This is a genomic window from Kribbella sp. NBC_00709 (genome assembly GCF_036226565.1).
In the GTDB taxonomy this organism is placed as follows: Bacteria; Actinomycetota; Actinomycetes; order Propionibacteriales; family Kribbellaceae; genus Kribbella.
The window spans coordinates 5623425-5648749 of record NZ_CP108996.1; the positions used below are offsets into that span (position 1 = coordinate 5623425).

21 protein-coding genes are annotated in these 25325 nt (G+C 67.9%); 9 read left to right on the forward strand and 12 right to left on the reverse strand.

Annotated features, from left to right (window positions below; all coding sequences use genetic code 11):
• Positions 1-39: 39 nt before the first annotated feature.
• Complete coding sequence (gene hemW / locus OHA18_RS27755) at positions 40-1251, forward strand: radical SAM family heme chaperone HemW (RefSeq protein ID WP_328998243.1); 1212 nt, start codon at positions 40-42, stop codon at positions 1249-1251.
• A 103-nt stretch (positions 1252-1354) separates the two neighbouring features.
• Positions 1355-3715, forward strand: a complete 2361-nt coding sequence (locus OHA18_RS27760) for a polysaccharide lyase 8 family protein (RefSeq protein WP_328998244.1) — start codon at positions 1355-1357, stop codon at positions 3713-3715.
• A gap of 1 nt (position 3716) precedes the next feature.
• Here the strand turns inward: OHA18_RS27760 and OHA18_RS27765 are convergent, their stop codons facing one another.
• From OHA18_RS27765 to OHA18_RS27790, 6 genes are all read right to left on the reverse strand, one after another.
• Positions 3717-4517 (reverse strand): ABC transporter ATP-binding protein, encoded by an 801-nt coding sequence (locus OHA18_RS27765; protein ID WP_328998245.1) that lies wholly within the window; start codon positions 4515-4517, stop codon positions 3717-3719.
• A gap of 76 nt (positions 4518-4593) precedes the next feature.
• Positions 4594-5478: an ABC transporter ATP-binding protein gene (locus tag OHA18_RS27770; RefSeq protein ID WP_328998246.1), complete on the reverse strand. Its 885-nt coding sequence runs from the start codon at positions 5476-5478 to the stop codon at positions 4594-4596.
• The gene (locus tag OHA18_RS27775; RefSeq protein ID WP_328998247.1) at positions 5475-6389 is read right to left on the reverse strand and encodes an ABC transporter permease; all 915 of its coding nucleotides are present in this window, start codon (positions 6387-6389) and stop codon (positions 5475-5477) included. The genes OHA18_RS27770 and OHA18_RS27775 overlap by 4 nt, the downstream gene beginning before the upstream one ends.
• Before the next feature lie 15 nt (positions 6390-6404).
• On the reverse strand, positions 6405-7394 hold the full coding sequence (locus tag OHA18_RS27780; RefSeq protein ID WP_328998248.1) for an ABC transporter permease: 990 nt from the start codon (positions 7392-7394) through the stop codon (positions 6405-6407).
• Positions 7395-7407: 13 nt separating this feature from the next.
• Positions 7408-9108, reverse strand: coding sequence for an ABC transporter substrate-binding protein (locus tag OHA18_RS27785; protein WP_328998250.1), 1701 nt, complete (start codon positions 9106-9108; stop codon positions 7408-7410).
• Between the two features lie 154 nt (positions 9109-9262).
• Entirely contained in the window at positions 9263-10477 is a 1215-nt protein-coding gene (locus OHA18_RS27790) for an ROK family transcriptional regulator (protein ID WP_328998252.1), read from the reverse strand.
• 73 nt (positions 10478-10550) lie between these two features.
• Here OHA18_RS27790 and OHA18_RS27795 point away from each other — a divergent pair, with 73 nt between their 5' ends.
• Entirely contained in the window at positions 10551-11402 is an 852-nt protein-coding gene (locus tag OHA18_RS27795; RefSeq protein ID WP_328998253.1) for a LacI family DNA-binding transcriptional regulator, read from the forward strand.
• Between the two features lie 54 nt (positions 11403-11456).
• Here OHA18_RS27795 and OHA18_RS27800 read toward each other — a convergent pair whose 3' ends face one another.
• From OHA18_RS27800 to OHA18_RS27815, 4 genes are read right to left on the reverse strand one after another with little or no spacing between them, the layout of a single operon-like run.
• A complete protein-coding gene (locus OHA18_RS27800) occupies positions 11457-12716 on the reverse strand; it encodes an alpha-L-fucosidase (RefSeq protein WP_328998254.1) in 1260 nt (419 codons plus the stop codon).
• Positions 12713-14356 (reverse strand): extracellular solute-binding protein, encoded by a 1644-nt coding sequence (locus tag OHA18_RS27805; RefSeq protein WP_328998255.1) that lies wholly within the window; start codon positions 14354-14356, stop codon positions 12713-12715. Before OHA18_RS27805 ends, OHA18_RS27800 begins: the two co-directional genes overlap by 4 nt.
• 10 nt (positions 14357-14366) lie before the next feature.
• Positions 14367-15260, reverse strand: coding sequence for a carbohydrate ABC transporter permease (locus OHA18_RS27810; RefSeq protein WP_328998256.1), 894 nt, complete (start codon positions 15258-15260; stop codon positions 14367-14369).
• Positions 15257-16225, reverse strand: a complete 969-nt coding sequence (locus OHA18_RS27815; protein ID WP_328998257.1) for an ABC transporter permease — start codon at positions 16223-16225, stop codon at positions 15257-15259. Before OHA18_RS27815 ends, OHA18_RS27810 begins: the two co-directional genes overlap by 4 nt.
• Before the next feature lie 152 nt (positions 16226-16377).
• Between OHA18_RS27815 and OHA18_RS27820 the strand changes: the two genes are divergently transcribed.
• From OHA18_RS27820 to OHA18_RS27845, 6 genes are all read left to right on the forward strand, one after another.
• Positions 16378-17439: a hydroxyacid dehydrogenase gene (locus tag OHA18_RS27820; RefSeq protein ID WP_328998258.1), complete on the forward strand. Its 1062-nt coding sequence runs from the start codon at positions 16378-16380 to the stop codon at positions 17437-17439.
• A complete protein-coding gene (locus OHA18_RS27825) occupies positions 17436-19334 on the forward strand; it encodes a DUF2264 domain-containing protein (protein WP_328998259.1) in 1899 nt (632 codons plus the stop codon). Before OHA18_RS27820 ends, OHA18_RS27825 begins: the two co-directional genes overlap by 4 nt.
• Complete coding sequence (locus tag OHA18_RS27830) at positions 19297-20388, forward strand: LacI family DNA-binding transcriptional regulator (protein ID WP_328998260.1); 1092 nt, start codon at positions 19297-19299, stop codon at positions 20386-20388. Before OHA18_RS27825 ends, OHA18_RS27830 begins: the two co-directional genes overlap by 38 nt.
• Positions 20389-20602: 214 nt before the next feature.
• Positions 20603-21928 (forward strand): ABC transporter substrate-binding protein, encoded by a 1326-nt coding sequence (locus OHA18_RS27835; RefSeq protein ID WP_328998261.1) that lies wholly within the window; start codon positions 20603-20605, stop codon positions 21926-21928.
• 105 nt (positions 21929-22033) lie between these two features.
• Complete coding sequence (locus OHA18_RS27840) at positions 22034-23041, forward strand: LacI family DNA-binding transcriptional regulator (RefSeq protein ID WP_328998262.1); 1008 nt, start codon at positions 22034-22036, stop codon at positions 23039-23041.
• Between the two features lie 228 nt (positions 23042-23269).
• Positions 23270-23812 (forward strand): hypothetical protein, encoded by a 543-nt coding sequence (locus OHA18_RS27845; RefSeq protein WP_328998263.1) that lies wholly within the window; start codon positions 23270-23272, stop codon positions 23810-23812.
• On the opposite strand, the gene OHA18_RS27850 is transcribed toward OHA18_RS27845, so the two are convergent.
• Both OHA18_RS27850 and OHA18_RS27855 read right to left on the reverse strand, forming a co-directional pair.
• Positions 23809-24645, reverse strand: coding sequence for a hypothetical protein (locus OHA18_RS27850; RefSeq protein ID WP_328998264.1), 837 nt, complete (start codon positions 24643-24645; stop codon positions 23809-23811). The genes OHA18_RS27845 and OHA18_RS27850 overlap by 4 nt on opposite strands.
• A 3-nt stretch (positions 24646-24648) precedes the next feature.
• A complete protein-coding gene (locus OHA18_RS27855; RefSeq protein WP_328998265.1) occupies positions 24649-25245 on the reverse strand; it encodes a hypothetical protein in 597 nt (198 codons plus the stop codon).
• Positions 25246-25325: the final 80 nt, after the last annotated feature.

Genomic DNA, 25325 nt, shown 5'->3' on the forward strand with positions numbered 1-25325 from the left:
CGTCGGTACGCGTGTGGCGGGGGTTCGTAGGATGGGTGGGTGCCGTCGACACTGCCCGAGGGGGAGGTTGCGCCCCGGGATGGGGCGTTGCCGGATGCTGCTGTTCGCGAGGCCGGGTCTCGGCCGCTGGGGTTCTACCTGCATGTCCCGTTCTGCGCGTCGCGGTGCGGGTACTGCGACTTCAACACCTACACCGCGACCGAGCTCGGTGGTGGCGGGTCGCAGGCGTCGTACGCCGAGACGGCGGTCGGCGAGGTCCGGATGGCTCGCCGGGTCCTCGGGGAGCTGGATCGGCCGGTCGACACCGTGTTCTTCGGCGGCGGTACGCCGACGTTGCTGCCGGCCGCGGATCTCGGGAAGATGCTCGCGGCCGTCCGGGACGAGTTCGGTCTCGCGCCCGGGGCGGAGGTGACGACCGAGGCGAACCCGGAGTCCGTCGATCCGGCGTACCTCGAGGCGTTGCTCGAGGCGGGGTTCACGCGGGTCAGTTTCGGGATGCAGAGTGCGTCGTCGCAGGTGCTGCGGATCCTCGACCGGCAGCACACGCCGGGTCGGGCGCTGCAGGCGGTGAAGGAGGCGACCGCGGCCGGGTTCGAGCACGTGAACCTCGACCTGATCTACGGCACCCCGGGGGAGTCGCTCGATGACTGGCGCGGGTCGCTGGAGTCGGCGCTGTCGGTGCAGCCGGATCACGTCAGCGCGTACGCGTTGATCGTCGAGGACGGCACGCAGTTGGCGCGGCGGATCCGTCGCGGTGAGCTGCCGATGACGGATGACGACGATCTGGCCGACAAGTACGTGCTGGCCGACGAGATGCTGTCCGCCGAAGGTCTGCGCTGGTACGAGGTCTCCAACTGGGCTCGCAGTACGGCGGCGCGCTGCCGGCACAACGAGCTCTACTGGCGCGGCGACACCTGGTGGGGGATCGGGCCCGGCGCGCACAGCCACGTCGGCGGCATCCGCTGGTGGAACGTCAAGCACCCGTCCGCGTACGCCGAACGTCTCAACGCCGGCGAAAGCCCGGCTGACGCTCGCGAAACCCTCGACCCCGAAACCCGCCGGGTCGAACGAGTCCTCCTCGAAGTCAGACTGTCCGACGGCCTCCCGCTGGACGTCCTGGATGAAGGTGGTCGTGCTGCCCTCGAGCAAGTGGTGGCAGACGAGTTAGTGACGATCGAAGGTGAGCGGCTGGTGCTGACCGCGCGAGGTCGGTTGCTGGCCGATGCGGTGGTGCGCGACCTGCTCCCGTGAAATGATCAGAAGTGATCAGAAGTGATCACTCCAGGCGGTTGACGACTGTTATGAGCAGGCGGCAGGATCGCGGCAAGCGTTTACCCCCTGTCGAGGAGTCGCGATGCCGCCCTTCATCAGCCGACGCCTGCTGCTTCAGGCCGGCGTAGCAGCCGGAGCCCTGACCACCCTCGGACTGCCCACCCGACGAGCCTTCGCCGAGGACGAGTTCGACGTACTACGAGCACGCTGGGCCGAGCTCAACACCGGCGGAGCGATCGACGCATCCGACCCCGCCTACACGGCCGCGCTCACCAAGCTGACCACCCAGGCCCAGCAATTCGTCGACACGTTGATCACCGCGTCGGACCGGACCGCGTTGTGGGCGGATCTACCGCTCAGCCCGTCGAGCGGGAACTTCTCCATCAGCTACACCCGCCTGAAGACGATCGCCCTCGCCCGTGCGACCACCGGCGGGACGCTGAGCACGGACCCGGGCGAGGAGTTGAGCGCTGCACTCGACTTCCTCAACGTGAACGCCTTCAACGAGACACTCAAGGAGACCGGCAACTGGTGGTTCTGGGAGATCGGCGCCCCGCGTGCCCTCCTCGACACCTGCGTGCTCGCGTACGACGTGCTGTCGGCCGGCCAACTCGCGGCGTACCTGAAGGCCGTCGACCACTTCGACCCGGATCCGAACCGCCGGACCAACTCGCCCACTGTCCGCGAGACCGGGGCGAACCGGGTCGACAAGGCGCTGATCGTCGCGCTCCGCGGGATCGTCGGCAAGTCCGCCGACAAACTCGCTGCCGCCCGGGACGCGTTGAGCGACGTCGCCGAGTCCGGCAAGAACAGCGTGTTCACCTACGTCACCTCGGGCGACGGCTTCTACCGGGACGGCTCGTTCATCCAGCACGGCAACCTCGCGTACGTCGGCAGCTACGGAAACGTCGCCCTCGGCGGTGTCGCGAACCTGGTCTCGCTGCTCGGCGGCTCCACCTGGGAGATCACCGACCCGAACCGCGCCGTACTCCTGGACGCGGTCGACGCGAGCTTCGCCCCGTTCCTGGTCGAAGGCCTGATGATGGACTGCGTTTCCGGTCGGGCGATCTCTCGCGAGGCCGGCGGCGACCACCGCAGCGGCCACGCCACCACGTCGACCGTGCTCCTGCTGGCAAGTGGTGTCGCCGAGCCGTATGCGTCCCGGTACAAGGCGCTCGCCAAGGGCTGGATCACTCGCGATCGGCTCAACGACTACCTGCCCGGCGCGTCGATCCCGGAGATCTCGCGCGCGAAGGCGCTCCTCGCCGACACTCAGGTCGAGCCCGCGCCGGCGACCCCGCAACACTTCCAGTTCCACAACCAGGACCGCGTCGTCCACCGCCGTCCGGGCTGGACCTTCGCGATCGCGATGTCGTCGAAACGGATGGCCCGCTACGAGTGGGGCAACGGCGAGAACCTCCGCGGCTGGTACGTCGGTGACGGCATGACGTACCTGTACACCGACGACCAGTCGCAGTTCTACGACGCATACTGGCCGACCGTCGACGCCCAGCGGATGCCGGGTACGACGGTCAGCACGCAACCCCGTCAACCCGGCGGGACGGGTGCCGGTACCGGCACCGTTGCGGCGTACGCCGATTGGGTCGGCGGAGCGTCGTACCGCGATGTCGCCGGTGCGGTCGGGATGCATCTGATCAACTACGACAAGACTTTGCAGGCCAGGAAATCGTGGTTCTGCTTGCGTGACTCGATCGTTGCCCTGGGCGCCGGTATCACCGGCACTGACGGCTACCCGGTCGAGACCATCGTCGAGAACCGCAACCTCCACGAGAACGGCACGGCAGCCCTGTTGATCAATGGATTGTCAACAATCGGCACCTACGACAATCCACACTGGGCGCACCTGGACGATGTCGCGGGGTACATCTTCCCGCAGGGCGGACGGCTGCGCGCCGAACGCGAGGACCGGACCGGGTCCTGGTCGGAGATCAACGTCGGCAACGACACGGCCGGTTCAACCACGCCGTACACGCGTCGCTACGCGAAGCTCGTCCTGGAGCACGGCACCGAGCCCGGCGGCTACGCCTACATTATGTTGCCCGGGGCAAGTAGGTTGGAGACTGCGGCGAGGGCCGTCGATCCCGGTGTCAGCATTCTTGCCAACACCGCGACCGTGCAGGCGATCCGCTCACACCGCGAGCAGCTGACGCTGGCGAACTTCTGGGCTGCTTCAACCGCCGGCGGCATCACCACGGTCGGGCCGGCATCGGTTGTGATGGGCAAGGATGGTTGTACCACGACCATCGCCGTGTCCGATCCGAGCCGAACAGCGCAGACAGCCCGACTGACGGTCGATCAGCGCGTTGGCGCCGTCGTCGCTGCGGATCCGGCGATCACGGTGGTTGCTACCGGCAAACAGCTCGTCCTCGACGTTGCCGTTGGTGGCGCCAACGGCGCGACCCACACTGCGTCGTTCCGCTGAGTCAGGGACCGAGTTCCGCGAGCCGCCGCTCCGGCGCCGGAGCAGCCTCGGCGAGCAACTGGGTGTACTCGTGCTGCGGATTCAGGATCACGTCGTCGGACGGCCCGCGTTCGACCACGGCGCCGCGGTACAGAACCATGATCTCGTCGCTGAAATGCCGTGCCGTCGCGAGGTCGTGGGTGATGTACAGCACCCCGAGGTTCTCCTCGCGCTGCAGTGCCGCGAGCAGGTTCAGCACCCCGAGCCGGATCGACACGTCGAGCATCGACACCGGCTCGTCCGCCACCAGGATGGCCGGCTCCGGGGCGAGCGCCCGCGCGATCGCAACTCGTTGCCGCTGGCCACCGGACAACTCGTGCGGCCTCCGGCCGGCGAAGTCGTCGTCCAGCCGGACCCGGCGCAACAGCTCCTGCACCCGGTCGGCGACCTGCTCGCGGGTGAAGTCCGGGTGATGGAGCTTCACCGGCCGGGCCAGGTGATGGCCGATCGTGTGGTAGGGGTTCAGCGATCCGAACGGGTCCTGGAACACCATCTGCACGGCCTTGCGGTACGCCGCCGCGCGGGCACCGTGGTACCGCATCGGTTCACCGTCGACGAGGATCGATCCGGAGGTCGGCCGCTCGAGCTGCATCAGCAACTTGGCGATCGTCGACTTGCCCGAACCGGACTGACCGACGAGCGCGATCGTGCGGCCAGGCTTCAGCTCGAAGCTGACCTGGTCGACAGCGCGCAGCCGCGTGCTCCGCAGACCATTGCGCAGGCGATAGTCCTTGACCACCTCGCGCATCTCCAACATGCTCATCCACGTCCTCGCTTCGCTCCGGGCGCGGATGAGACACGAGGCGCACTGTGCTTGATGATGAACTCGCTTCGCTCCTTCATGACGTCTCCATCTCCGCGGCCTCGATCGTCTGCTCGGTCTCGTCCAGCGTCAGGTCGCCGGTCCGGACGAAGCCGCCACGTTCGCCGGTCAGGCTGGGGAACGACGAGAGCAGCCGCCGCGTGTAGGGGTGCTTGGGTTTCGTGTAGAGCGTCAGCGCGTCGTCCAGTTCGACGATGAGACCGGCTCGCATCACCGCGATCCGGTCGCTGATCTCGAGCAGCAGGGGCAGGTCATGAGTGATGAAGATGACCGCGAACCCGAGCTCCGCCCGCAGCCGGGTGATCTCGCGGAGGATCTCCCGCTGGACGACGACGTCGAGCGCGGTCGTCGGCTCGTCCATGATCAGCACCTGCGGCTCCAGCGCGAGCGCCATCGCGATCATCACCCGCTGCCGCATCCCGCCGGACAGCTCGTGCGGGTACGCCCGGAGCCGCTCGCGGTCGACACCGACCCGCTCGAGCAGCTCGCCACAGCGGGTACGGCGTTCCGCCTTGGTCAGCTCGGGGCGATGGGTGATGTACACGTCCTCGAGCTGCTCGGAGATCCGCAGTACCGGGTTGAGGGAGTTCATCGCGCCCTGGAACACCATCGCGATCTTGTCCCAGCGGAACGCCCGCAGGTCGTCGCCCGCCAGGCCGGACAGGTCGATGTCGTAGCCCTCGCGCGACGAGAACATCATTCTCCCCGCGGTGATCCGCGCCGGTGGCTTCAGCAGCCTGGTGATCGCGTACGCGAGCGTCGACTTCCCGCACCCGCTCTCACCCGCCAGGCCGAGGATCTCTCCGCGTTCCAGGGTGAGCGAGACGTCGCGTACGGCGTGCACGGTGGTCTCGGCCAGGTAGTCGATGCTGAGGCTCTCGATGCTCAGAACGGGATTCACGTCTGCACGCTCCACTTGTTGCGTTCGGCACGCGTCTGCGAGCGCAGCTTCGGGTTGATGATCTCGTCGATCGAGAAGTTGATCAGCGACAAGGCCGCACCGAACAGCGCGATCGCCAGCCCCGGCGGTGCGAACCACCACCAGGCGCCGAGCCGGAGCGAGAGCCCGTTCTGTGCGTAGAAGAGCATCGTGCCCCAGGTGAACGAGCCGGACGCGCCGAGGCCGAGGAACGACAGGCCGGCTTCGCCGAGGATCGCGAAGATCACCGCGAACACCACCTGCGACGCGAGCAGCGGGATCAGGTTCGGCAGGATCTCGACCAGCAGGATCCGCCAGCGTTTCTCGCCGCTGATCCGCGCCGCGAGCACGTAGTCACGGCTGCGCACGCTCAGGGTGAAGCCGCGCAGGACGCGCGCAGAACCGGCCCAGCTGGTGATCGCGAGGACCGCGGCCACGAGCCAGATCGACTTGTTCGGCACGTAGCTGGAGATCAGGATCACCAGCGGCAGGCCGGGGATGACGAGCATGATGTTGGTCAGCAGCGAGAACACCTCGTCCGCCCAGCCGCCGACGAAGGCTCCGACGATGCCGAAGAACGACGACAGCAGCAGCGTGAGCGCACCCACTACGACACCGATGATCAGTGAACCGCGGGTCGCGTAGGCGAGCTGGGCGAAGACGTCCTGGCCGGTTTGCGTCGTACCGAGGATGAAGCCGTTGCCTGGTCCCGTCAGCCCGATGTCCCGGACGGTCGACGGATTCCCGACCAGCAACGGCCCGACCACGCCGAACAGGACGATCACGCCGGCGATGCCCAGGCCGACGGCCAGCTTGAGCGTCATCGGTGGCAGCCGGCGCCGGGCCGGAGCTGCGGTCGCCGCCTGCACTGCCCCTTCAGTGGTGATAGCCAAATCAGTTCACCCTCCTCAGGACCGCGCACGGGTGCGTGGGTCGATGACGCCGTACAGCAGGTCGACGAGCAGGTTCGCGCCGAGGACCGCGAGCGTGATGATCAGGAACACGCCTTGCATCAGCGCGTAGTCGTTGTTGCCGACGGCAAGCAGTAGTGCGGAGCCGATGCCCGGGTACGAGAAGACCGCCTCGGTGACGATCGAGCCGGCCACCACGAAACCCAGGGAGATCGCGAACCCCGAGATCGACGGCAGGATCGCGTTCCGGGCGACGTAGCGCGACCGGATCCGGCGCGGCGTCAGGCCTTTCGCCTCGGCCGTGACGACGAAATCCTCGGACAGCGTCGAGACCATCATGTTGCGCATCCCGAGCATCCAGCCGCCGATCGACGAGATGACGATGGTCAGCGCCGGCAGCGCACCGTGGTACACGACCGACTGCGCGAACGGCAGGTTCCACCCGGGCGTGACGGAGTACACGTCGTACCCGCCGTTGAGGGGGAACAGCGGCCAGGTGCTGCCGAGCAGGAACAGCAACAGCAGCGCCAGCCAGAAGTAGGGCACCGACTGGAGCATGGTGGTGACAGGGATCAGGTTGTCGATCCAGGAACCACGTCGCCAGCCGGCGGCCCGGCCGAGCAGGATGCCGACGGCGAACGAGATCACCGTCGCCAGTCCGATCAGGCCGACGGTCCAGGGCAGCGTCTGACCGATGACCTGAGAGACCGGCAGCGGGAAGTACGCGATCGAGGTCCCGAGGTTCCCGGAGACCAGCTGGTGCAGGTACTTCCAGTACTGGTCCCACAGGGATGCGTTCGTGTCGGTCCCGAGCAGCGCCTGGATCGCTGCCCGGGTGGTCGGCGTGACCGGACCCTTGGTCGCCAGCTTGGAGAGCATCAGGTCGACCGGATTCCCCGGCATCAGCCGGGGAATCAGGAAGTTCAGCGTCAGGGCCGCCCACAGGGCGACCACGTAGAAGGCGAGCTTTCGCAGCAGATAGCGCACGGCCGCCCCGCGCTCAGTTGGCGGGCTTGATCGTCTTGAGCACGATCCCGGCGTCCCAGGCCTTCCACGCCGCCGGCAGCACGTACATGTTGTCCGCGGTCGGCCAGCCGGTCGCGCGGGAGGTGTTGAACTCGGTCAGCATCGAGTTCACGTAGATCGGGATGTAGGGCAGCTGGTCCGCGATCACGGTCTGGATCTTGGCGTACTCCGCCTTCTGCGCGGCAGCGTCCGTCGTACCGGCCGCGACCTTCAGTGCCGCGTCGACGATCGGGCTGGAGAACCGCGACTGGTTGCCGGACGTGGCGTTCTTGCCGACCGGGGTCGTGTTCGCGGTCGCGAGCTTGCTGTCGTAGGTGAAGTACGGGTTGGTGGATGCGCCGAGGCCGACGGAGTCGAGCGACAGCTGGAACTTCCCGTTCGTCTGCGCGGCGTTCCATTCGTTCCACGAGACCTGGCTGGGTTTGAGCTCGATGCCGACCGCGGCCAGTTGCTGCTTGAGGGTGTCGTTGATCGAGATGTAGTCGCTCCAGCCGGTGACGGTCTGGACGGTGAGCGACAGGCGCTTGCCGGCCTTCGCCCGTACGCCGTCACTGCCCTTGGTCCAGCCGGCCGCGTCGAGGAGCTTGCCCGCCTCGTCGGTGTTCGCGCTCTGCGGAAGCTTGCCGGAGCCCGCGTCCGCGATCCAATTGTCGTCACGGCCGGGGAGCAGCAGGGTCGGCGAGCCCACGCCCGCGACTCCGCCGCCGGCGAGTTTGGCGAGCTGCTCGCGGTTCATCGCGAGGTAGATCGCCTTGCGCACGGCCGGGTCGGTCTGCGGTCCGGCACAGCCGAGGCCCGGGTTGGCGCAGGTGACGATGACGGTCGTCATCACCGGGGTGTTGACGTAGGTGAGGTTCTTGCCGGACTTCATGATGTTGTCGATCCCGGGCAGGTAGGCGCTCGCCCAGTCGACCTTGCCCGCGACCAGCGCCGCGCTGGCGGCGTCGGCGGACTGCACCGGGAGGTAGCGAACCTCCTTGATGCTGGGCTTGCCCGGCTCCCAGTACTGGTCGTTCTTGGTCAGCACGTAGCTCTGCGGGGTGAACGACTTCAGCTTGAACGGGCCGGTGCCGACCGGGTTCTCGTTCAGGTTCGTGGTCGGGTCCTTGATGTCCTTCCAGATGTGCTCGGGCACGATCGCCTGGTTGGCGAGCACGGCGGGCTCCTGCACCAGCGACTTCGTCTTGAACGTCAGTACGGCGGTGTCGTCAGCAGTCGCCTTGGCCGTGGCAGCAAGGCCCGAGGGATTGAGCGCGGGCGTCTTCGCGACCAGGTTGAACGTAAAAGCGACATCCTTCGCGGTGAACGGCTGGCCGTCGTTCCACTTGACGCCCGGGCGGAGCTTGATGGTGAGCTCCGTACCGGCGGGGTTCCAGGAGTAGCCGGTGGCGAGGACGGGCGTCGGCTCCGACTGCTTCGCGAAGTTGTACCAGTACAGCGGCTCGTAGATGACACCCAGCGTCGGCTGCAGGGCCGTGGTGCTGAACGGGTTGAAGTTCTTGGCGGTGATGTCGCCGGCGGCGACGGTGATCGAGGCGTCCTTGGTGGCGGCCTGGTTGCCGGCGCCGGTGCCGGCGTTGGAGCAGGCGCCGAGCAGCAGGGCGGTGGTGGTCGCGGCGGCCGCGACGCTCACCAGGCGCCGCGTCCTGAGACGGTTCGTGGAGTTCCGGAACATCGATGGGTTCCTTTCCGGGCATGGTCCGCACCAACGCGGTCCTTGGAACGCGTCACCCGGCACCCGGCCAGGCAAGCTGGCGGTAACTTAGTTGGCCTAACAAACTCCGCGCAAGGGTTCGCGACGGTAACGATTTGACCGCGGAAGGTATCGGCTAGACCGAAAGAGCGTGCTCGGACTTGAGCATCATCAGCGCGGCGCCGATCGCCGCCGCGTCGTGACCGCGCTCGTCCAGAACCACTTCGGTGCCGACGCTGCGCCCGAAGACCGAGCTCAGGATCCGCTCCTGCAGGATGGGCAGGTAGATCGTCCCGGCGACGGCGAAGGCCGGACCGGTGAGGACCAGGAGCTGTACGTCGTACATGTTGGCGATCGTCTGCGCGCCGATCGCGATCCACGCCGCGGAGTCCCGGATGATCGCCTCGGCCCGCGAGTCTCCGCTCAAGGCCAGGCGGGCGATGGCGGCGAAGGCCGCGACGCCGGAATGCCGGTGCGAGCCGAGGTCGAGTCCGGCGGCGCGGGCCTTGGCGACGACCGCGGCGGGTCCGGCGAGCGCCTCCAGGCAACCGGTGCCGCCGCACCAGCAGCGCGGGCCGCCGATCTGGACGCAGATATGCCCGACCTCGCCGGCGTTGCCGTGCGCGCCCTGGTAGACGTTGCCGTTGAGCCGCAGGCCGGATCCGATGCCCTCGCTCATGAACAGCGCGGCCATCACCGAGACGTCGTGGCTGGTGGTGAGGCGGGTCCCCGCGGCGGCGGCGGTGGCGTCGTTCTCGAGCCTTACCGGCAGGCCGAGTCGCTCCTGGAGGCGGCTCCGGACCGGGAAGTCGATCCAGCGTGTCATCGACGGCGGAGCGGACGTCACCCCGCGGTTGCGGATCAGCGGGCCGGGGCAGACGAAGCCGAGGCCGAGCACGAGCCCCGGGTCGACGCCGGAACGCTCGATCAGCTCGCCGGTCTCGATCGCCACCCGCTCGACGACCTCTTCGGGGTCGCTCTCGTCGCCGGGACCGTTCCGTCGCCAGCGCGCCACCACGCCGCCGGCGTAGTCGACCAGCACGTACGTCAGGCTGTCCTCGCTCAGGTGAACGCCGACGACGTACCGCGCGGCGGCGCGGATCTGCAGCAGCGTGCGGGGCTTGCCGCCGTTGGACGTGGAGGTGCCGCGACCGGTCTCGGCGACCAGGCCGTCGTCGATCAGCCGGCGGACGACCGCGGTGACCGATGGTGCCGTCAGGCCGGTGAGCTGGGTAAGTTCGACCCGGCTGAGGGTGCCGGCGGACCGGATGCGGTCGACGATGACGGCGCGGCTGCTCGTCGGCGCCGGATCGTAGCCCGGCGACTGCGAGGAGTCGCTGACCTGCTGCATCGGTCCATCCGCCTTCTGCCCGGTTAGTTAGATCTGTGAATATAGTAGGAACGGCCGCCTAGGAGGGCAGTTTATGCAGGACGTGACGCCCCGGGACCGCATTGCCGGGCTGGTGCTGGCGCGTCCTGACCGGCTCCTCGGGATGGAACCGTTCATGGCCGACGTCGTCCAGGGGATCGAGGAGTACTTCGCGGGGCGGCGCTGCAGCCTGCTGATCGAGTTCACCCACGCCATCGCGGGTGAGATCGAGATCTGGCGTCGCTGGGTGGCCAACGACCATGTCGACGGCATCGTGATGGTGGATCTGCGCAGCGACGACCCGCGGCTGGCGGAGCTGGAGCGCCTGCGGATGCCCTCGGTGTTGCTCGGCGGGCCCGAGTTGCAGGCGCCGATCACGAACGTGCTGGTCGACAACGCCGAGGGCGCGCGGGCGGCGGTTCGGGCGCTGGCCGATCTCGGGCATCGTGACATCGCCCGGGTGAGCGGCCCACGCGACATGGTGCACTGCCAGGCCCGGGACGAGGCGTTCATCGAAACCTGCGCGGAGCGCGGGGTGCAGGGGCAGCTGATCGAGGGCGACTACTCCGAGGACTCCGGCCGGGAGGCGACCCGGCAGCTGCTGACCGGTGCGCGGATCCCGAGTGCCGTTGTCTACGACAACGACCTGATGGCGATCGGCGGTCTCACCGTCGCGAAGGAGCTGGGTGTCACGGTCCCGGACGAGCTGTCGGTCATCGCGTGGGACGACACCGCGGTGGCCAGGCTCGCGCATCCGCCGTTGAGCGTGGTGACGGTCGACGTCCACGGCCTCGGTACGGTAGTCGGCGAGGCGATCCTCGCCGCGATGGACGGTGCCGGCCCGACGACGTACCACGTGCCGAAGCCGACGATCCGGCTCGCGCAGTCCACCATCAGCCGGAAGTGAACCAGGACGAAGGCACCCACCGGGTCGAGGTGGGTGCCTTCGCCGTTCCAGGGATCACTCGCGCAGGAAGAGTTCGATCACGCAGCTGTCGACCTCGGGTGCCCGGTTCGGCAGCTTCACCGTGAGCGTGTTGTCCGGCAGCCCGGCGAGGTACGTGTGGCCGGGCGCTGCGGGATCGACCGCCACCCGCTGCACCTCGGACGCGTCGTGCAAGAACTGCGCATACGTGACCTTGTCACCCAGGCCGGGCAGGTGGAGGTGTCCCATCGGCCACGCGAAGATGTGCAGGTACAGCCGGCGCCCGTTCTGCGTGTAGCGGCAGTCGGCGGGCGGGACGTACGTGCTCGGGCCGCAGTCGCGGACGGATCGCTCGTGCAGTCGCATCCACTCGCCGATCCCGTCGAGGACCGTGAGCGCCCGAGGTTCCCAGGCGCCGCGGCCGTTCGGGCCGACGTTGAGCAGCATGTTGCCGCCCTTCGAAACCGCGTCGACCAGCATCCGGATCAGCAGCGCCGGCGACTTCCAGTCGTGGTTGTCGCGGTGGTAGCCCCAGCTGCCGTTCAGCGTGTGGCAGGCCTCCCACGGCACCTGCGTACCGTTGCCAGCAGCAACCTCGTTGCCCGGCGGCTGCACCTGCTCGGGGGTGGTGAAGTCGCCCGCGCCGAGGCCGAGCCGGTTGTTCACCAGGATCCCCGGTTGCAGCTCACGCACCAGCGCGAGCAGTTCTTCGGAGCGCCACTCGTCCGGTCCCTTCGCGTTGAACCCGCGATCGGCGTACGAGAAGTCGAACCACATCACGTCGATCTTCCCGTACCCCGTCAGCAGTTCGCGGACCTGTCCGTGCAGATAGTCGGCGTACTTCGAGACGTCGCGATCCGCGGTGCGGTCGATGAAGTCGACGTCCTTGCGCTGCGGGTGGTACAGGTCGACCGGGAATTCCGGGTGATGCCAGTCGAGCAGCGAGTGGTACAGCCCGATCTTGAACCCACGCTCGCGGAACGCGTCGACCATCGGCGCGAGCAGATCCTTGCCCCACGGCGTGTTCGGCGCCGAGTAGTCCGTCAGCTTCGAGTCCCACAGGCAGAAGCCGTCATGGTGCTTCGTGGTGATGACGAGGTACCGCATGCCGGCGTTCCACGCGTCCTCGGCCCAGCGCTCCGGATCGTAGAGGTCCGGCGAGAAGTGGTCGAAGTACGGCTGGTAGTCGGCGTCGGTGAGCTGCTCGTACGACTTCACCCACTCGTGCCGCGCGGCGGCCGCGTAGATGCCCCAGTGCACGAACAGCCCGAACCTTGCCTCGGTCAACCAGCTCATCGCGGACTCGCACCGCCGAGGGCCGACTCGAACTCGCCGCGGATCTTGTCGCCGCCGTCCTTCGCCCACTTCTTCACCGCGGCGTCGAACGCGCTGATCGGCTTCCGGCCGGCGATCACGTCGTTGCGTACGTCGGTCAGCGGCTGCCCGATGTCACCGCCCGACTTGTCGTTGGTCGGTGAGATCAACGAGGCCGTCGGGTCCTTGACCACCATGCCGATCAGCTTGGTCAGATCCTCGTGCGCGCGGTCGACGTACGTTGGCGAGTCGGCGTTGTACAGGGCCTGCGGCGCGGCGGTGATGTACTTCCACGGCACGGTCAGCTCGGCCTCGCCCTTGCTGGTCAGCGTCGGGTTGCCCTTCTCGTCGCGGGTGAAGTCGACGCCCTCGACGCCGTACGTGAGCAGCAGGTTCTCGGTGCTGCCGAACGGTGCCGCGAAGAAGTTCGCCACCGCGAGCAGTTCCTTCGCCCGGGTGTCGTCGGCCTTCTTCATCAGCGTGTACGCGAACAGGATGTTGTCCGACCACGTGTTCGCCTTGCCGCCCTTGGGGGCCATCGGGACGAACGCCCGCGGGTCGTTCTTCGGGTCCAGCCGGGCCATGTCCTTGACGTAGCCGGAGTACCCCGGGAACCCGTCGTACACCAGCGCGCCCTTGCCGGAGCGGAACGCGTTCTTGCGGGCCGTGCCGTCGATCCCGTCCGAGCCCGGCACCAGCACCTTGGCCTTGACCAGCTCGACGGCGAACTCGAGGGCTGCCTTGTACTCCGGGGTCTCGAAGCTGCGGACCAGCTTGCCGCCGTCGAGGCGCCAGCCGTTCGGTACGCCGAACATCTGCTGGACCATCGTGAAGAACGTGTTGCCCTTCGAGTTCACGATCGCCCACCGGCCGTCCTGCGGCTTCGTCAACTCCTTGCAGGCGGCAAGGAAGTCCTCGGCGGTGGCCGGGTACTCGACGCCGGCCTCGTCGAACGTCCGCTGGTTGTAGAAGCCGGCGCCGCCGGTGATGCTGCGCGGGATCGGCAGGCCGTAGATCTTGTCCTCGACCACGCAGGCCTGCCAGATCACCGCTGGGATGTTGGCCAGGTTCGGGTAGTCCTTGACCTTGTCGCCCGACAGGTACGGCGTCAGGTCGGTGCACTTCGCACCCAGGAAGGCCGGCAGGTTGTTCACTGCGGTCGGGTCGGTGAGCAGCACGAGGTCCGGCAGCTGGTTCGCGGCGAGCATGGTCTGGAACTTCGTCGCCCAGTCGCTGTCCGGGACGATCGTCAGGTCCAGGGTGCCGCCGAGCTTCTCCTCGACCGCCTTCCACGCGGCGTTCTTGTCCCGGGCCGGTGGCAGCGGGTCGAAGATGTCCGTCATCACGCTGACCTTGCCGCCGTTGAGCGGTGGCTTGGGCACGGTGGTGACGAGATCCTTCGGGTACGTCCGGTAGCCCGGTGGTACGCCGTCCGCCGTACCGGGGAGATCCGGTTTCGGCCCGTTGAAGGCGACGTACGTCGGCAGCGTCACCGAGGAGGCGCGGGCGGTACCGGCCGCCGTACTGCCGTTGCTGCAGGCAACCAGCGTGGGGACTCCGGTGGCGCTCATCACGGCGACGCCGACAGCGCTGCGCAGGAAGCTTCTGCGACTGGTGGTCACGATGTTTCTCCTAACCCTTGATGGCGCCGGTGAGTACGCCCTTGGTGAAGTAGCGCTGCAGGAACGGGTAGACGCAGAGGATCGGGACGAGCGCGACAACGACGACGGCCATCTGCACGGCCTGGATCGACGCCACCGCCTCGCCGGGAGACTCGGTACCGCCGCCGACCGGCTGGCCCTGCAGGACGTAGAGACGAAGTACGAGCGGCAACGGCCACTTGCCGGTGTCGTTGAGGTACAGCAAGGCGTTGAAGAACGCGTTCCAGTGGCCGACCGCGTAGAACAGCGCGACGACCGCGAGGACCGCCTTCGACAGCGGCAGCACGATCCGGATCAGGATCGCGAAATCGCCGGCCCCGTCGATCCGGGCGCTGTCCAGTAGCTCGGCCGGGATGTTCTGGAAGAAGTTGCGCAGCACGAGGAAGTTGAACGCGCTGACCAGGCCCGGCACGATCAGCGCGGCGTACGAGTCGTAGAGGCCGAGCGCTTTGACCAGCAGGAAGTTCGGGATGATGCCGGCGCCGAACAGCATCGTGAACAGGATGGCGGTGAGCACGAACCGCCCGCCGACGATCGGCCGGCTGAGCCCGTACGCCAGCGCGATGGTGACGACCAGGTTCAGCGCCGTACCGATGACCGTGATGCCCGCGCTGACCAGCAGCGCGTGGCTCACCACCCCGCCCGCGAAGATCGTCCGGTACGCCGCCAGCGTCGGCTCGCTCGGGAACAACGCGATGATGCCGCCGCGCCGGGTGATCTCGGACTCGCCGGCCAGACTCGTGGCGACGATGTTGACGAACGGATACAGCACCAGCAGGCAGACGATCGCGATCACGAGACCCTTGATCGCCAGGCCGGCCCTGGACGGCGCCTCCATCCACGGAGGCCGTTGCGAGGTCGTCATCTGCTGTAGATCCCTTCGTGGCCGAAGCGGTGGGCGAGCTTGTTCGCGCCGAGGATCAGGACCAGGCCGATCACGCCCTTGACCAGGCCGACCGCGGCCGCCGGACCCCATTGGCCGTCGAGGACGCCGTGGAAGTAGACGTAGGTGTCGAGGACCTCGCCGGCGTCGGCGCCGACGGCGTCGCGCTGGAGCAGGATCTGCTCGAAGCCGACCGAGAGGATGCTGCCCAGGTTGAGGATCAGGAGCAGCAAGGTGACCGGCACGATGCCCGGCAGCGTCACGTGCCAGAGCCGCCGCCACCGGTCCGCGCCGTCGATCGCCGCGGCTTCGTAGTGCTCGGTGTCGATGTTGAGCAGCGCGGCCAGGTAGATGATCGTGCCCCAGCCGGCGTCCTTCCAGATCAGCTGCAGCGTCACCAGCCAGGGAAAGAATCCGGGGCTGGTCATCAGGTCGACGCGCGGCAGGCCGACCTCGCCGAGGAGTTGGGGGAGTAGACCGGTGCCGCCGATCAGTTGCTGGCTGATCGAGATCAGGATCACCCAACCGATGAAGTGCGGCAGGTAGACGACGCTCTGCACGAACCTTCTGATCTTGGGACTGAGGATGCTGTTGAGCAGCAGCGCCAAGCCGAGTGGGGCGGGGAAGAACAGCACCAACTGGAGTACGGCGAACTTCAAGGTGTTGAGCAGTGCGCGGTAGAAGTCCGGCTGGGTGAACACGCTGAAGTTGCCGAAGCCGACCCACGGGCTGCCCTTGAAGCCGAGGTACGGCTGGTAGTCCTTGAAGACGATCACGTTGCCCAGCAGCGGCACGTAGTGGAACACCACGAAGTACAGGAAGCCGGGCAGCACCAGCAGCAGCATCGTCCGGTCGCGACGGAGCCTGGCCCGCAGTCCGCCACCGGCGCGCGCCCGATCCGCGGCTCGTCCTGCAGCTCGCCCTGCCGCTCGGCTGTCGCGATGCATGACGTGCCTCCTGATAGTAAGCGTTTGCTGTCTCGGCTGGGAGTAACGATGAAACGTTCACCGCCTTGCTGTCAAGCGCTAACGAGACTTGTCTTGACCTGCGGTGGTTGGTCTGCCTACCGTTTCTAGTAACCGTTTACTAGGAGTGATCCGTGCCGAACCCTCACACCGACCCGGGCAGCAGTCCGCGGTTGCGCACGCTCGTCGCGATGCCCGCGGAGACCTGGTCGGAGGTGATCACCCCCGCGGCGCACGATCGCTTGGAAAACGTCGCCAACCTCCTCGGCCTCCACCCGGCCGGCTCTGTTGCGGCAGGGTTGCCGCGGTTGGAGGGGGCGTTCGCGGAGGTGGCGGAGGAGTTGGCTGCGGCTGAGGTGCTGCTGACGGGGTGGGGGTGCCCGCGGATCACGGCCGACGTGTTGGACGCGGCGCCGAAGCTGCGGGCGATCGTGCATGCGGCGGGGACGATCAAGACGTTCGTCGATCCGGTGGTGTTCGACCGGGGGATCGAGGTGTCGTCGGCGGCCGCGGCGAATGCGATCCCGGTCGCGGAGTTCACGCTGGCGGCGATCGTGCTGGCGGCGAAACGGGCGTTCCGGCACCGGGACTGGTTCCAGGCCTCGGGCACCAAACGACCGTTGCCTGGGGCACCGATTCTTGGAGCGCTCGGTACGACGGTCGGCGTACTGGGGGCGTCGCGGATCGGACGACTGGTGATCGAGCGCCTGCAGTCACTCGACGTCGACGTGCTCGTGAGTGACCCGTACCTGAGTCCAGCTGAGGCGACCGAGCTGGGTGCGCGCTGGTGTGAGCTGCCGGAGCTGTTCGCGGCGAGCAATATCGTCACTGTGCATGCGCCGCTGCTGCAGGAGACCGCCGGTTTGGTGTCGGCCGAGTTGCTGGCCGCGATGCCGGACGGCAGCGTGCTGATCAACACCGCGCGGGGTGGATTGGTGGATCACGCGGCCCTCGAACGCGAGTGTGTTTCCGGTCGCCTGGACGCCGTACTCGACGTCACCGACCCCGAGCCGCTGCCACTCGACTCACCGTTGCTGCGGGCCCCCAACGTCTTCATCACCCCGCACCTCGCCGGCGCCATGGGCAACGAAGTCACCCGCCTCGGCGAGGCGGCAGTCGCCGAGGTCGAGCGCCTCGCAGCCGGCCAGGCCCTGGCCCACAGCATCCACCGAGAAGACCTGGGACGCATCGCATGACCCAGTTGCAGTTGCCGGCGCCGGATCGGGTGTTGTCCTCGCGGACCGGGTACACGCGGGAGACCTGGTTGGGGGTAGCCGATCACTTGCTGGACTCGTTGGTGCCTTGGTTTTCGGCCAGCGGGGCGCAGGTGCGGTTGCCGGGGCGGGGGAGTTGGTCGGGGGCCGACTGCGACGGGTTGGAGGGGTTTGCCCGGTCGTTCCTGCTGGCGGCGTTCCGGATTGCCGCGGATGGAGGAGACGAGCGGCTGGTCGAGCGGTACGCGCGAGGTCTGGTGGCCGGCGCGGCGGGTGAGTGGCCGCGGTTGACGCCCTGTTCGCAGCAGATGGTGGAGGCGGCGGCGATCGCGGTCGGGCTGCACGAGTCGCGGGCGTGGCTGTGGGACAAGCTCGACGTACCCGAGCAGGAGAAGGTGGTCGACTGGCTGAGTGGGTTCGTCGGGTCGCGGACGTGGGACAACAACTGGCGGTTGTTCCAGGTCGTCGGGGAGCAGTTCCTCGCGTCCGTCGGAGCGCCGTACTCGCAGGACGACATCGACGGTGGGCTCGATCGGATCGAGGACTGGTACGTCGGTGACGGGTGGTACTCCGATGGCGACGGGCAGAACTTCGACCACTACATCGGTTGGGCGATGCATCTGTATCCGGGTCTGTGGACACGGATGGCCGGCCCGTCAGCCGAGGGCCGTCTCGCGGTCTACAAAGAACGCCTGCACCGCTTCCTCGAGGACGCCGTCCACCTCACCGGCACCGACGGAGCGCCGATCCACTTCGGTCGTTCCCTGTGCTACCGCATGGCGGCCGCTGCGCCGTACTGGATGGGCGCACTCCTCGACGCGACCCCGCTCACGCCAGGCCAGACCCGCCGCCTCTGCTCCGGCACCCTCCGCCACTTCGTCGACCACGGCGCCCCCGACGAACGCGGCCTCCTGAACCTCGGCTGGCATCACCACTTCCTCCCCACCACCCAGCCGTACTCCGGCCCAGGCTCGCCGTACTGGGCGTCCAAAGGCTTCCTCGGTCTCCTGCTCCCCGCCGACCATGAGGTGTGGACCGCCCGGGAGGCCGCGCTGCCCCTCGACGAACACGACCAGGTACGAGCGATGCCCGCCCCCGGCTTCTTGATCCAGGCAACCAAACACGACGGCATCGTCCGCCTCCTCAACCACGGCAGCGACCACAACGCCGAAGGCACCCCCCACTACAACCGCCTCGCCTACTCAACCCGCACCGCCCCCGACCTCACCGAGCCGACCGTGCCGGGCGAACACACTCAGGTCAGCTGTGAGCACCTCGACAACCACGTCTCGCTCGTCGGCGCTGCTGGGTTGCTCGGCCACCGGGGAAGCATCCGGCGCCTGCGGGTAAGTGGAGCAATGGCGGCGTCGTGGTGGGAGGCCAGTGGTGGGCGGATCGAGGTGGTGAGTGTGCTGCATGGGCGGATCGAGGTGCGGTGTGTGTTGGTCGACGGACCGCCCGGCATCGTGCGGCACGGCGGGTACGCCATCGCGGGACTGCAGCGACCTGAGGTGATCGCCAACGAAACGTGGGCGCAGGCAACGCGGGCCGATCGGTTGACGAGTGTGATGGTCGGGCTGCGCGGGTACGCGCGTTCCGGCGTACACAGGAACCTCGACGTCAACGCATTCGGCCCGCACTCCGCGACGCCGTACCTCGAGGCTGAGCACCACGGAACAGATCCGCTGGTGCTCGTGGCCGCGGTGGTACTGTCCGGCGACACGGTCTGGCCGGGCGCGGTGGCTGAGGGGATCGAGGTCACGGTCGACGGTCTCGGCGTACACCTGCGGTTCGCGGACGGGACCACGGCAGGCGTACGACTCGGCGAGGAGGTGGGTGATGGCGGAGCAGCCCCGAACGCGGGCGCGCCGGCGTGACCCCGAGTCGGCCCGGACCATCCGCGACGTGGCCGCCCGGGCCGGCGTCTCCACCGCGACCGTCTCCCGTGTTGTCAATGGCAACTATCCGGTGGCGGCCTCGACCCGCGACGCGGTCGAACGCGCAATGCGCGACCTCGGGTACGTCGCCAACGCGCACGCCCGCGCCCTGGCCGGCTCGACCACGCGCGTCGTCGGCATCGTGGTCAGCGAGATCGTCGACCCGTTCTTCGCCTACATCGCCCGCGGCGTACAGGCCGAAGCGCTCGCATCCGGCCGCCTCTGTCTGGTCTGCTCGACGCAGGGCGGCGAGTCCGCCGAGCTCCGCTTCGTCGACCTCCTCCTCGAGCAGCGCGCCGACGCCGTGATCCTGGTCGGCGGCGCGGTCGAGGACAAGGAGTACTTCGCCGCGGTCGGGCAGCGCGCCCGTCAGTTGGCGAGCAGCGGCTCGAGTCTTGTGCTCTGCGGCCGACCGGGGCTCGAGACCGGCGTACCGGCGTACGCGGTCGAGTACGACAACGCCGGCGGCGCCGCGGCGATCACCGACCACCTGCTCAGCGCGGGGCACACGCGGATCCTCTACCTCGGCGGCCCGACGACGCTGTCCACGACGACGGCCCGGCTGCGCGGCTTCCGCCAGGCGTTCGCGGCGCGCAAGCTCGAGCACGACCCGAGCCTGGTCCGCACCGGTGCGTTCGGTCGCCAGTGGGGGTACGAGCAGACCTTGCGCGCGCTCGACGACGGCCTCGACTTCACCGCGATCTTCGCCGCCAACGACATCGTCGCGGCCGGGGTGTACGTCGCCCTGCGCGAACGCGGCCTGGCCATCCCCGACGACGTGTCGGTGGTCGGGTACGACGACGTACCGGTGGCCACCGAACTGCAGCCGGCGCTGACCACGGTGCGGGTGCCGCTGGAGGAGCTCGGGCGCGCCGCGGTCCGGGCCGGGCTCGCGGGCCAGGACCCGAACGCGGACCCGTTCGCCCACCAGCAGCCGATGACCACACTCGGCACGGTCGTCGTCGTGCGTGATTCGGTCGGGCCGCCGCGATGATCACTCACAGCTAACTCCCAGTCTGTGCATCGCTCGGTGATCACGGTGATTCACAGCGTGACCAGGCGTGACGCTATGTCCGGACTTGACTAGCCTCGTATCTCAGCGTGACCATGCGGTGCTTGACATATCCGGCTTGGACGATTGAGACTCAGGTCACTTTCGCGATCCGAGAGCGCTCTCAACTCCGTCCAAGTTCCAGGGAGCACGTCACATGCGGCCCAGCGCCCGCTACCGCCCCATCGCAGGACTGCTCGCGTGCGCCGCGGTCCTGCTCGTCACCGCCGCCTGTGGTGGTGGTTCCAGTACGTCCGGTCCGACCGCCGCCAAGACGGACGGGCCGAAGATCAAGCTGACCATCGCGACCTTCAACGAGTTCGGGTACGACGACCTGTACACGGAGTACGAGGCCGCGCACCCGAACATCACGATCGTCGAGCAGCACGCCAAGACCGTCGACGACCACGTCAAGAACCTGGACGCGAACCTGAAGTCCGGTACCGGCCTGGCCGACATCGAGGCGATGGAGGTCAGCTGGATCTACAAGTACCTGGCCAAGGCCGACAAGTTCGTCGACCTGCGCAAGTACGGCGCGGACGACCTGAAGGACCGCTGGCTGGACTGGAAGGTGGCCGGCGCGACCACCCAGGACGGGAAGATCATCGGGTACGGCACCGACATCGGTCCGGAGGCGATCTGCTACCGCCGCGACCTGTTCGCGAAGGCCAAGCTGCCGACGGATCGGGCGCAGGTGGCGAAGCTGTTCCAGGACTGGCCGTCGTACTTCGCGACCGGGCGGACGTTCAAGGAGAAGGTGCCCGGCTCGGCCTGGTACGACTCCGCCGTACTGACCTGGGAAGCGATGCGCAACCAGCTGATCCAGGCGTACTACTCGAACCAGGACCGCTTCCTCGGTGCCGAGAATCCGCGGCTGAAGAAGACCTGGGACCAGGTGGTGGCCGGCAGCAAGGACGGTCTGTCCGCCGGGCTGGTCGCCTGGAGCGACGAGTGGAACGCGGCCTTCCGCACCGACAAGTTCGCGACGATGGCGTGCCCGGGCTGGCTGCTCGGCGTGATCCAGGACAACGCGGGCAGCTTCGGGAAGGGCAAGTGGGATGTCGCCGATGTGTTCCCCGGTGGCGGCGGCAACTGGGGCGGCTCGTACCTGACCGTGCCGATCCAGTCGTCCCAGCCGGAGGAGGCCGCGAAACTGGCCGCCTGGCTGACCGCGCCGGAGCAGCAGGTGAAGGTGTTCAAGAAGATCGGCTCGTTCCCCTCCACGCTCGACGCGTACGACGATCCGCAGGTGAAGTCGCAGGTCAACGCGTACTTCAACAAGGCGCCGGTCGGGCAGATCTTCGTCGACCGGGCCCGGAACGTGATCCTCAAGCAGCACAAGGGTCCCCGCGACGGCGAGATCAACCAGATCTTCAGCGCCGCGCTGGCCCGGGTGGACAACGGTAAGCAGTCCGCGGACGCCGCCTGGGCGCAGGCCGTCGACGAGGCGGAGAAGGTTGCCGACACCCGGGTCGGGAACTGAAGAAATCTGTCAACACGCCCCGGCGGGCGGCCAACGGCTGACGCGCGTTCGACCTAGGACGTACTACCGTGTGAACGCAGGCCGGTCGACAGCTGAGGAGGGCCGATGGAAGGGTCTGGTTCTCCGACGTTGGAGCAGGTCGCGGCGGTTGCCGGGGTGTCCCGGGCAACGGTCTCCCGGGTCGTGAACGGTTCGCCGAAGGTGCTGCCGGACACGGTCGCCGCGGTCGAGCAGGCGATCCGTCAGCTCGGCTACGTCCCGAACCGGGCAGCCCGCGCGCTGGTGACGCGTCGTACCGACTCGGTCGCGATCGTCGTACCGGAGCCGGACAGCCGCGTGTTCTCGGATCCGTTCTTCGCTGGGATGCTGAGCGGGGTCAGCCGGACGTTGGCGCCGACCTCGTCGCAGCTGGTGCTGCTGATCGAGCCGTCCGAGGGTGATGATCAGCGGTTCATCCGGTACCTGCGCGGCGGGCACGTGGACGGGGCGATCATCATCAGCCACCACGGTCGCGACAACGTACTGCAGGAGCTCGCGCAGTTGCCGCTGCCGATCGTGTTCAGCGCGCGGCCGCTCGGCGTCGACGTACCGGTGGCGAGTGTGGACGTCGACAACGTGGCTGGGGCGCGGACCGGGGTCGAGCATCTGCTCGCGATCGGCCGGCGGAAGGTCGCGACGGTCGCCGGGCCGCTCGACATGACGGCCGGGATCGACCGGCTGACCGGCTACAAGGACGTGATGAAGGAAGCCGGGTTGCCCGCGATCATCGGGTACGGCGACTTCACGGCGGACGGCGGTGAACAGGCGACGCTACGGCTGCTCGATGAGCACCCCGACCTCGACGGGCTGTTCGTCGCCTCCGACCTGATGGCGACTGCTGCGCTCCGGGTCCTCTCCCAGCGCGGCCGGCGAGTGCCCGCGGACGTCGCAGTCGTCGGCTTCGACGACTCGGTCCTGGCCACCACCACCACTCCCAAACTCACCACGGTCCGCCAACCGGTCGAACAGCTGGGCGCCCGCCTCGCCGAAATCCTCCTCGCCAAGATCGCCGGCGCCCAACTCACCACCCCCGAGATCTACAACACCGAACTGATCATCCGCGACAGCGCCTGACCGTCGGCCTCCTCTCCCACCCGACGGCGCGCCTTGTGTGTTACCGCTCGTGAGTTATGTTGGTCATACCAACGTTGGTGAGGCCAACATAAATCGTGGAGAGTTCAGATGGCGAACGAAATTGCTCGGGTGCTGGTTGTTGGGCGTAGTCCTGGTGTGTTGGAGGCGGTGGTGGGGTTGTTGCGGGGGTCGGGGTATCGGGCTGATGCGACCAATCAGTTTGATCGGGTGCTGGATGACTACGACGTCGGCGAGTTGGACGTGCTGGTGTTCGGGGGGATGGTGCCTGCGGAGACCAAGGAGTACTTGAAGGCGGAGATCGGGAGGCGGAACGCCGGGATCACCGTGCTGCAGGGGCTGGTTGGCATCCCGGGGGTTCTGGCGGCTCAGGTCGACGCGGCTACTCGTGAGAACGAGTCGGCGGTCGAGGTCGAGTACGACGAGGCGGAGCGGATCATCAGGGTGACGCTGCCGGACGACGTACGCGTGACGGTTGAGGCTTTATGGATGACCTCGTGGACGCCGCCGGAGCCGACCACCACCTCGTCGACGGTGTTCGATGGTGAGCTGGTGGCGGGATCGCATGACATCGCGCTCCCGGAGCGGGTGCCCACTGAGGGGTCGTTCGCGGTGGTCAGGGCCGGCGACGAGGTGCGCGCTTTCGCGGTCGGGCCGATGCCGAAGGCGCTCGCGCGGATGGTTCCGAAATCGGCGAGCGATCACCGGCTGCCCGAGGTCGCGAGTGTCACGACACGGGAGGATCTCGGCTAGGGCGGGTCGTTCTGGAATTGGAATTGGACCCGGATGGAGTCGTCGAGGGGGATGATGACGGTGGTGTTGGAGGGGGACCAGGTTTGGGGGACGAGGAAGAGGCGGTTCTGGCCGACCACCAGTAGGCGGAGGCCTCGGTAGCGGTAGTTGAAGGTCTGGCCGGCGCCGGCGCGGAGGGTGGTCTCCTCGAGGCCGGGGGAGCGGAGGGCGAGCTTCTCCTTGGTGTCGAGGATGACGACCGGGAAGCGGTTCAGGTGCCGGGCGTCGGATCGGGCCAGGCCGCGGCCGGAGTACTGCGCGGTTGTCGCGGTCGCCCAGAAGGCACAGGTGACCGTGGCGATCGCCAGCAGGGCGATGAGGATTCGTTGGGGGCCGAGGGTCGGGTCGGCTTTGCGGCGGAGATAGGTGAGGTAGGCAAGCGCCGCCGCGGAGAAGCCGATCACGGCGGGGATGATGAGGGCGTAGTACGGCACCTGGCCGATCAGCGGATAGGCCAGGAGGCCGGCTACGCCGAGGACGAGGACCAGTACGGCGATGCGGGCGGCCCGGCGTACGGCGACGGGCGTCGGATGGATCGCGTTGTGCAGAAGGAGCGCCGCCACCGCGAGCAGAGTAATCACGAGCAGCGGGACGAGTAGTGGCTGCGGACTGCGCATCACGTAGTCCTGCGTGCTCAGGCCGATCGTGTCGACGTCGATCCCGAAGTACTCGTACTGCGAACGTGAGGAGACGTAGCCGAAGTAGAACAGCAGCGCGCTGAGCAGCGTCACCGGCGTGATGATGCCCGCGGCGAAGCTGATCCAGCGTTCGGCCTGCGACCGTTCGTCGGCCATCGCTCACCCGTCCGACGGCGTCTCGGAAGGACTGCCGAGTGCGTGCGTGTCGAAACCGACCTGGCTCTGGCCGCCGTCCTTGATCGACGCGCAGTCGTCGTCGGAGGCGCAGGTCGCAGCGGCCGGGATGACCAGCGTCGAGTGCTTGCCCTCATCGGGGATCAGCTGCTGTACGCCGACGTAGCAGGGCGGCTGGTCGTCGGACCGGATCTGGTGACCCTCGCAGGCCGGGCCCTGGTCTCCGCACCCCGACTGGTCGATCTTGAAGTAGTCGCCGTCCTGACTGAGGCCGGGTGCGCCGAACGTGAGCGTGGTGCCGTTCGGGAGGTCCAGTCCGGTCAGCGTGACGCCGACGCACTGCTTCGACTGGTCGTCGGGCTGGTTCGCCTGGGCCCCCGGACCGATCGGGAGCGAGACGATGCTGATCGATGGTTGCTTCTGCTGCGGCTGGGTGGATTCGGCATCGGTCGGCTCCGGCGCCGGCTCGGTGGTGTCGTCGGCGGTCGCCGTCACCACGGGCTCCGGCGTACCCCCATCACTCGACGAACAGCCCGTCAGCAACAGTACTGTCACCGAAACCGCCGCAACCAACGTTCGCATGACGACCACCCCCACCGAACAGGATGACCCTCTGTGCAGATCGCGACAACCTTTTGTTCACTCTCCGCTGCGACAACAGG

Excerpts from the sequence above, each read along its gene's own strand:
- OHA18_RS27760 (WP_328998244.1), top strand. The coding sequence starts at position 1,355 with ATGCCGCCCTTCATCAGCCGACGCCTGCTGCTTCAGGCCGGCGTAGCA.
- OHA18_RS27765 (WP_328998245.1), bottom strand. The coding sequence starts at position 4,517 with ATGAGCATGTTGGAGATGCGCGAGGTGGTCAAGGACTATCGCCTGCGC.
- OHA18_RS27785 (WP_328998250.1), bottom strand. The coding sequence starts at position 9,108 with ATGTTCCGGAACTCCACGAACCGTCTCAGGACGCGGCGCCTGGTGAGC.
- OHA18_RS27790 (WP_328998252.1), bottom strand. The coding sequence starts at position 10,477 with ATGCAGCAGGTCAGCGACTCCTCGCAGTCGCCGGGCTACGATCCGGCG.
- OHA18_RS27795 (WP_328998253.1), top strand. The coding sequence starts at position 10,551 with ATGCAGGACGTGACGCCCCGGGACCGCATTGCCGGGCTGGTGCTGGCG.
- OHA18_RS27800 (WP_328998254.1), bottom strand. The coding sequence starts at position 12,716 with ATGAGCTGGTTGACCGAGGCAAGGTTCGGGCTGTTCGTGCACTGGGGC.
- OHA18_RS27810 (WP_328998256.1), bottom strand. The coding sequence starts at position 15,260 with ATGACGACCTCGCAACGGCCTCCGTGGATGGAGGCGCCGTCCAGGGCC.
- OHA18_RS27815 (WP_328998257.1), bottom strand. The coding sequence starts at position 16,225 with ATGCATCGCGACAGCCGAGCGGCAGGGCGAGCTGCAGGACGAGCCGCG.
- OHA18_RS27825 (WP_328998259.1), top strand. The coding sequence starts at position 17,436 with ATGACCCAGTTGCAGTTGCCGGCGCCGGATCGGGTGTTGTCCTCGCGG.
- OHA18_RS27830 (WP_328998260.1), top strand. The coding sequence starts at position 19,297 with ATGGCGGAGCAGCCCCGAACGCGGGCGCGCCGGCGTGACCCCGAGTCG.
- OHA18_RS27835 (WP_328998261.1), top strand. The coding sequence starts at position 20,603 with ATGCGGCCCAGCGCCCGCTACCGCCCCATCGCAGGACTGCTCGCGTGC.
- OHA18_RS27840 (WP_328998262.1), top strand. The coding sequence starts at position 22,034 with ATGGAAGGGTCTGGTTCTCCGACGTTGGAGCAGGTCGCGGCGGTTGCC.
- OHA18_RS27850 (WP_328998264.1), bottom strand. The coding sequence starts at position 24,645 with ATGGCCGACGAACGGTCGCAGGCCGAACGCTGGATCAGCTTCGCCGCG.
- OHA18_RS27855 (WP_328998265.1), bottom strand. The coding sequence starts at position 25,245 with ATGCGAACGTTGGTTGCGGCGGTTTCGGTGACAGTACTGTTGCTGACG.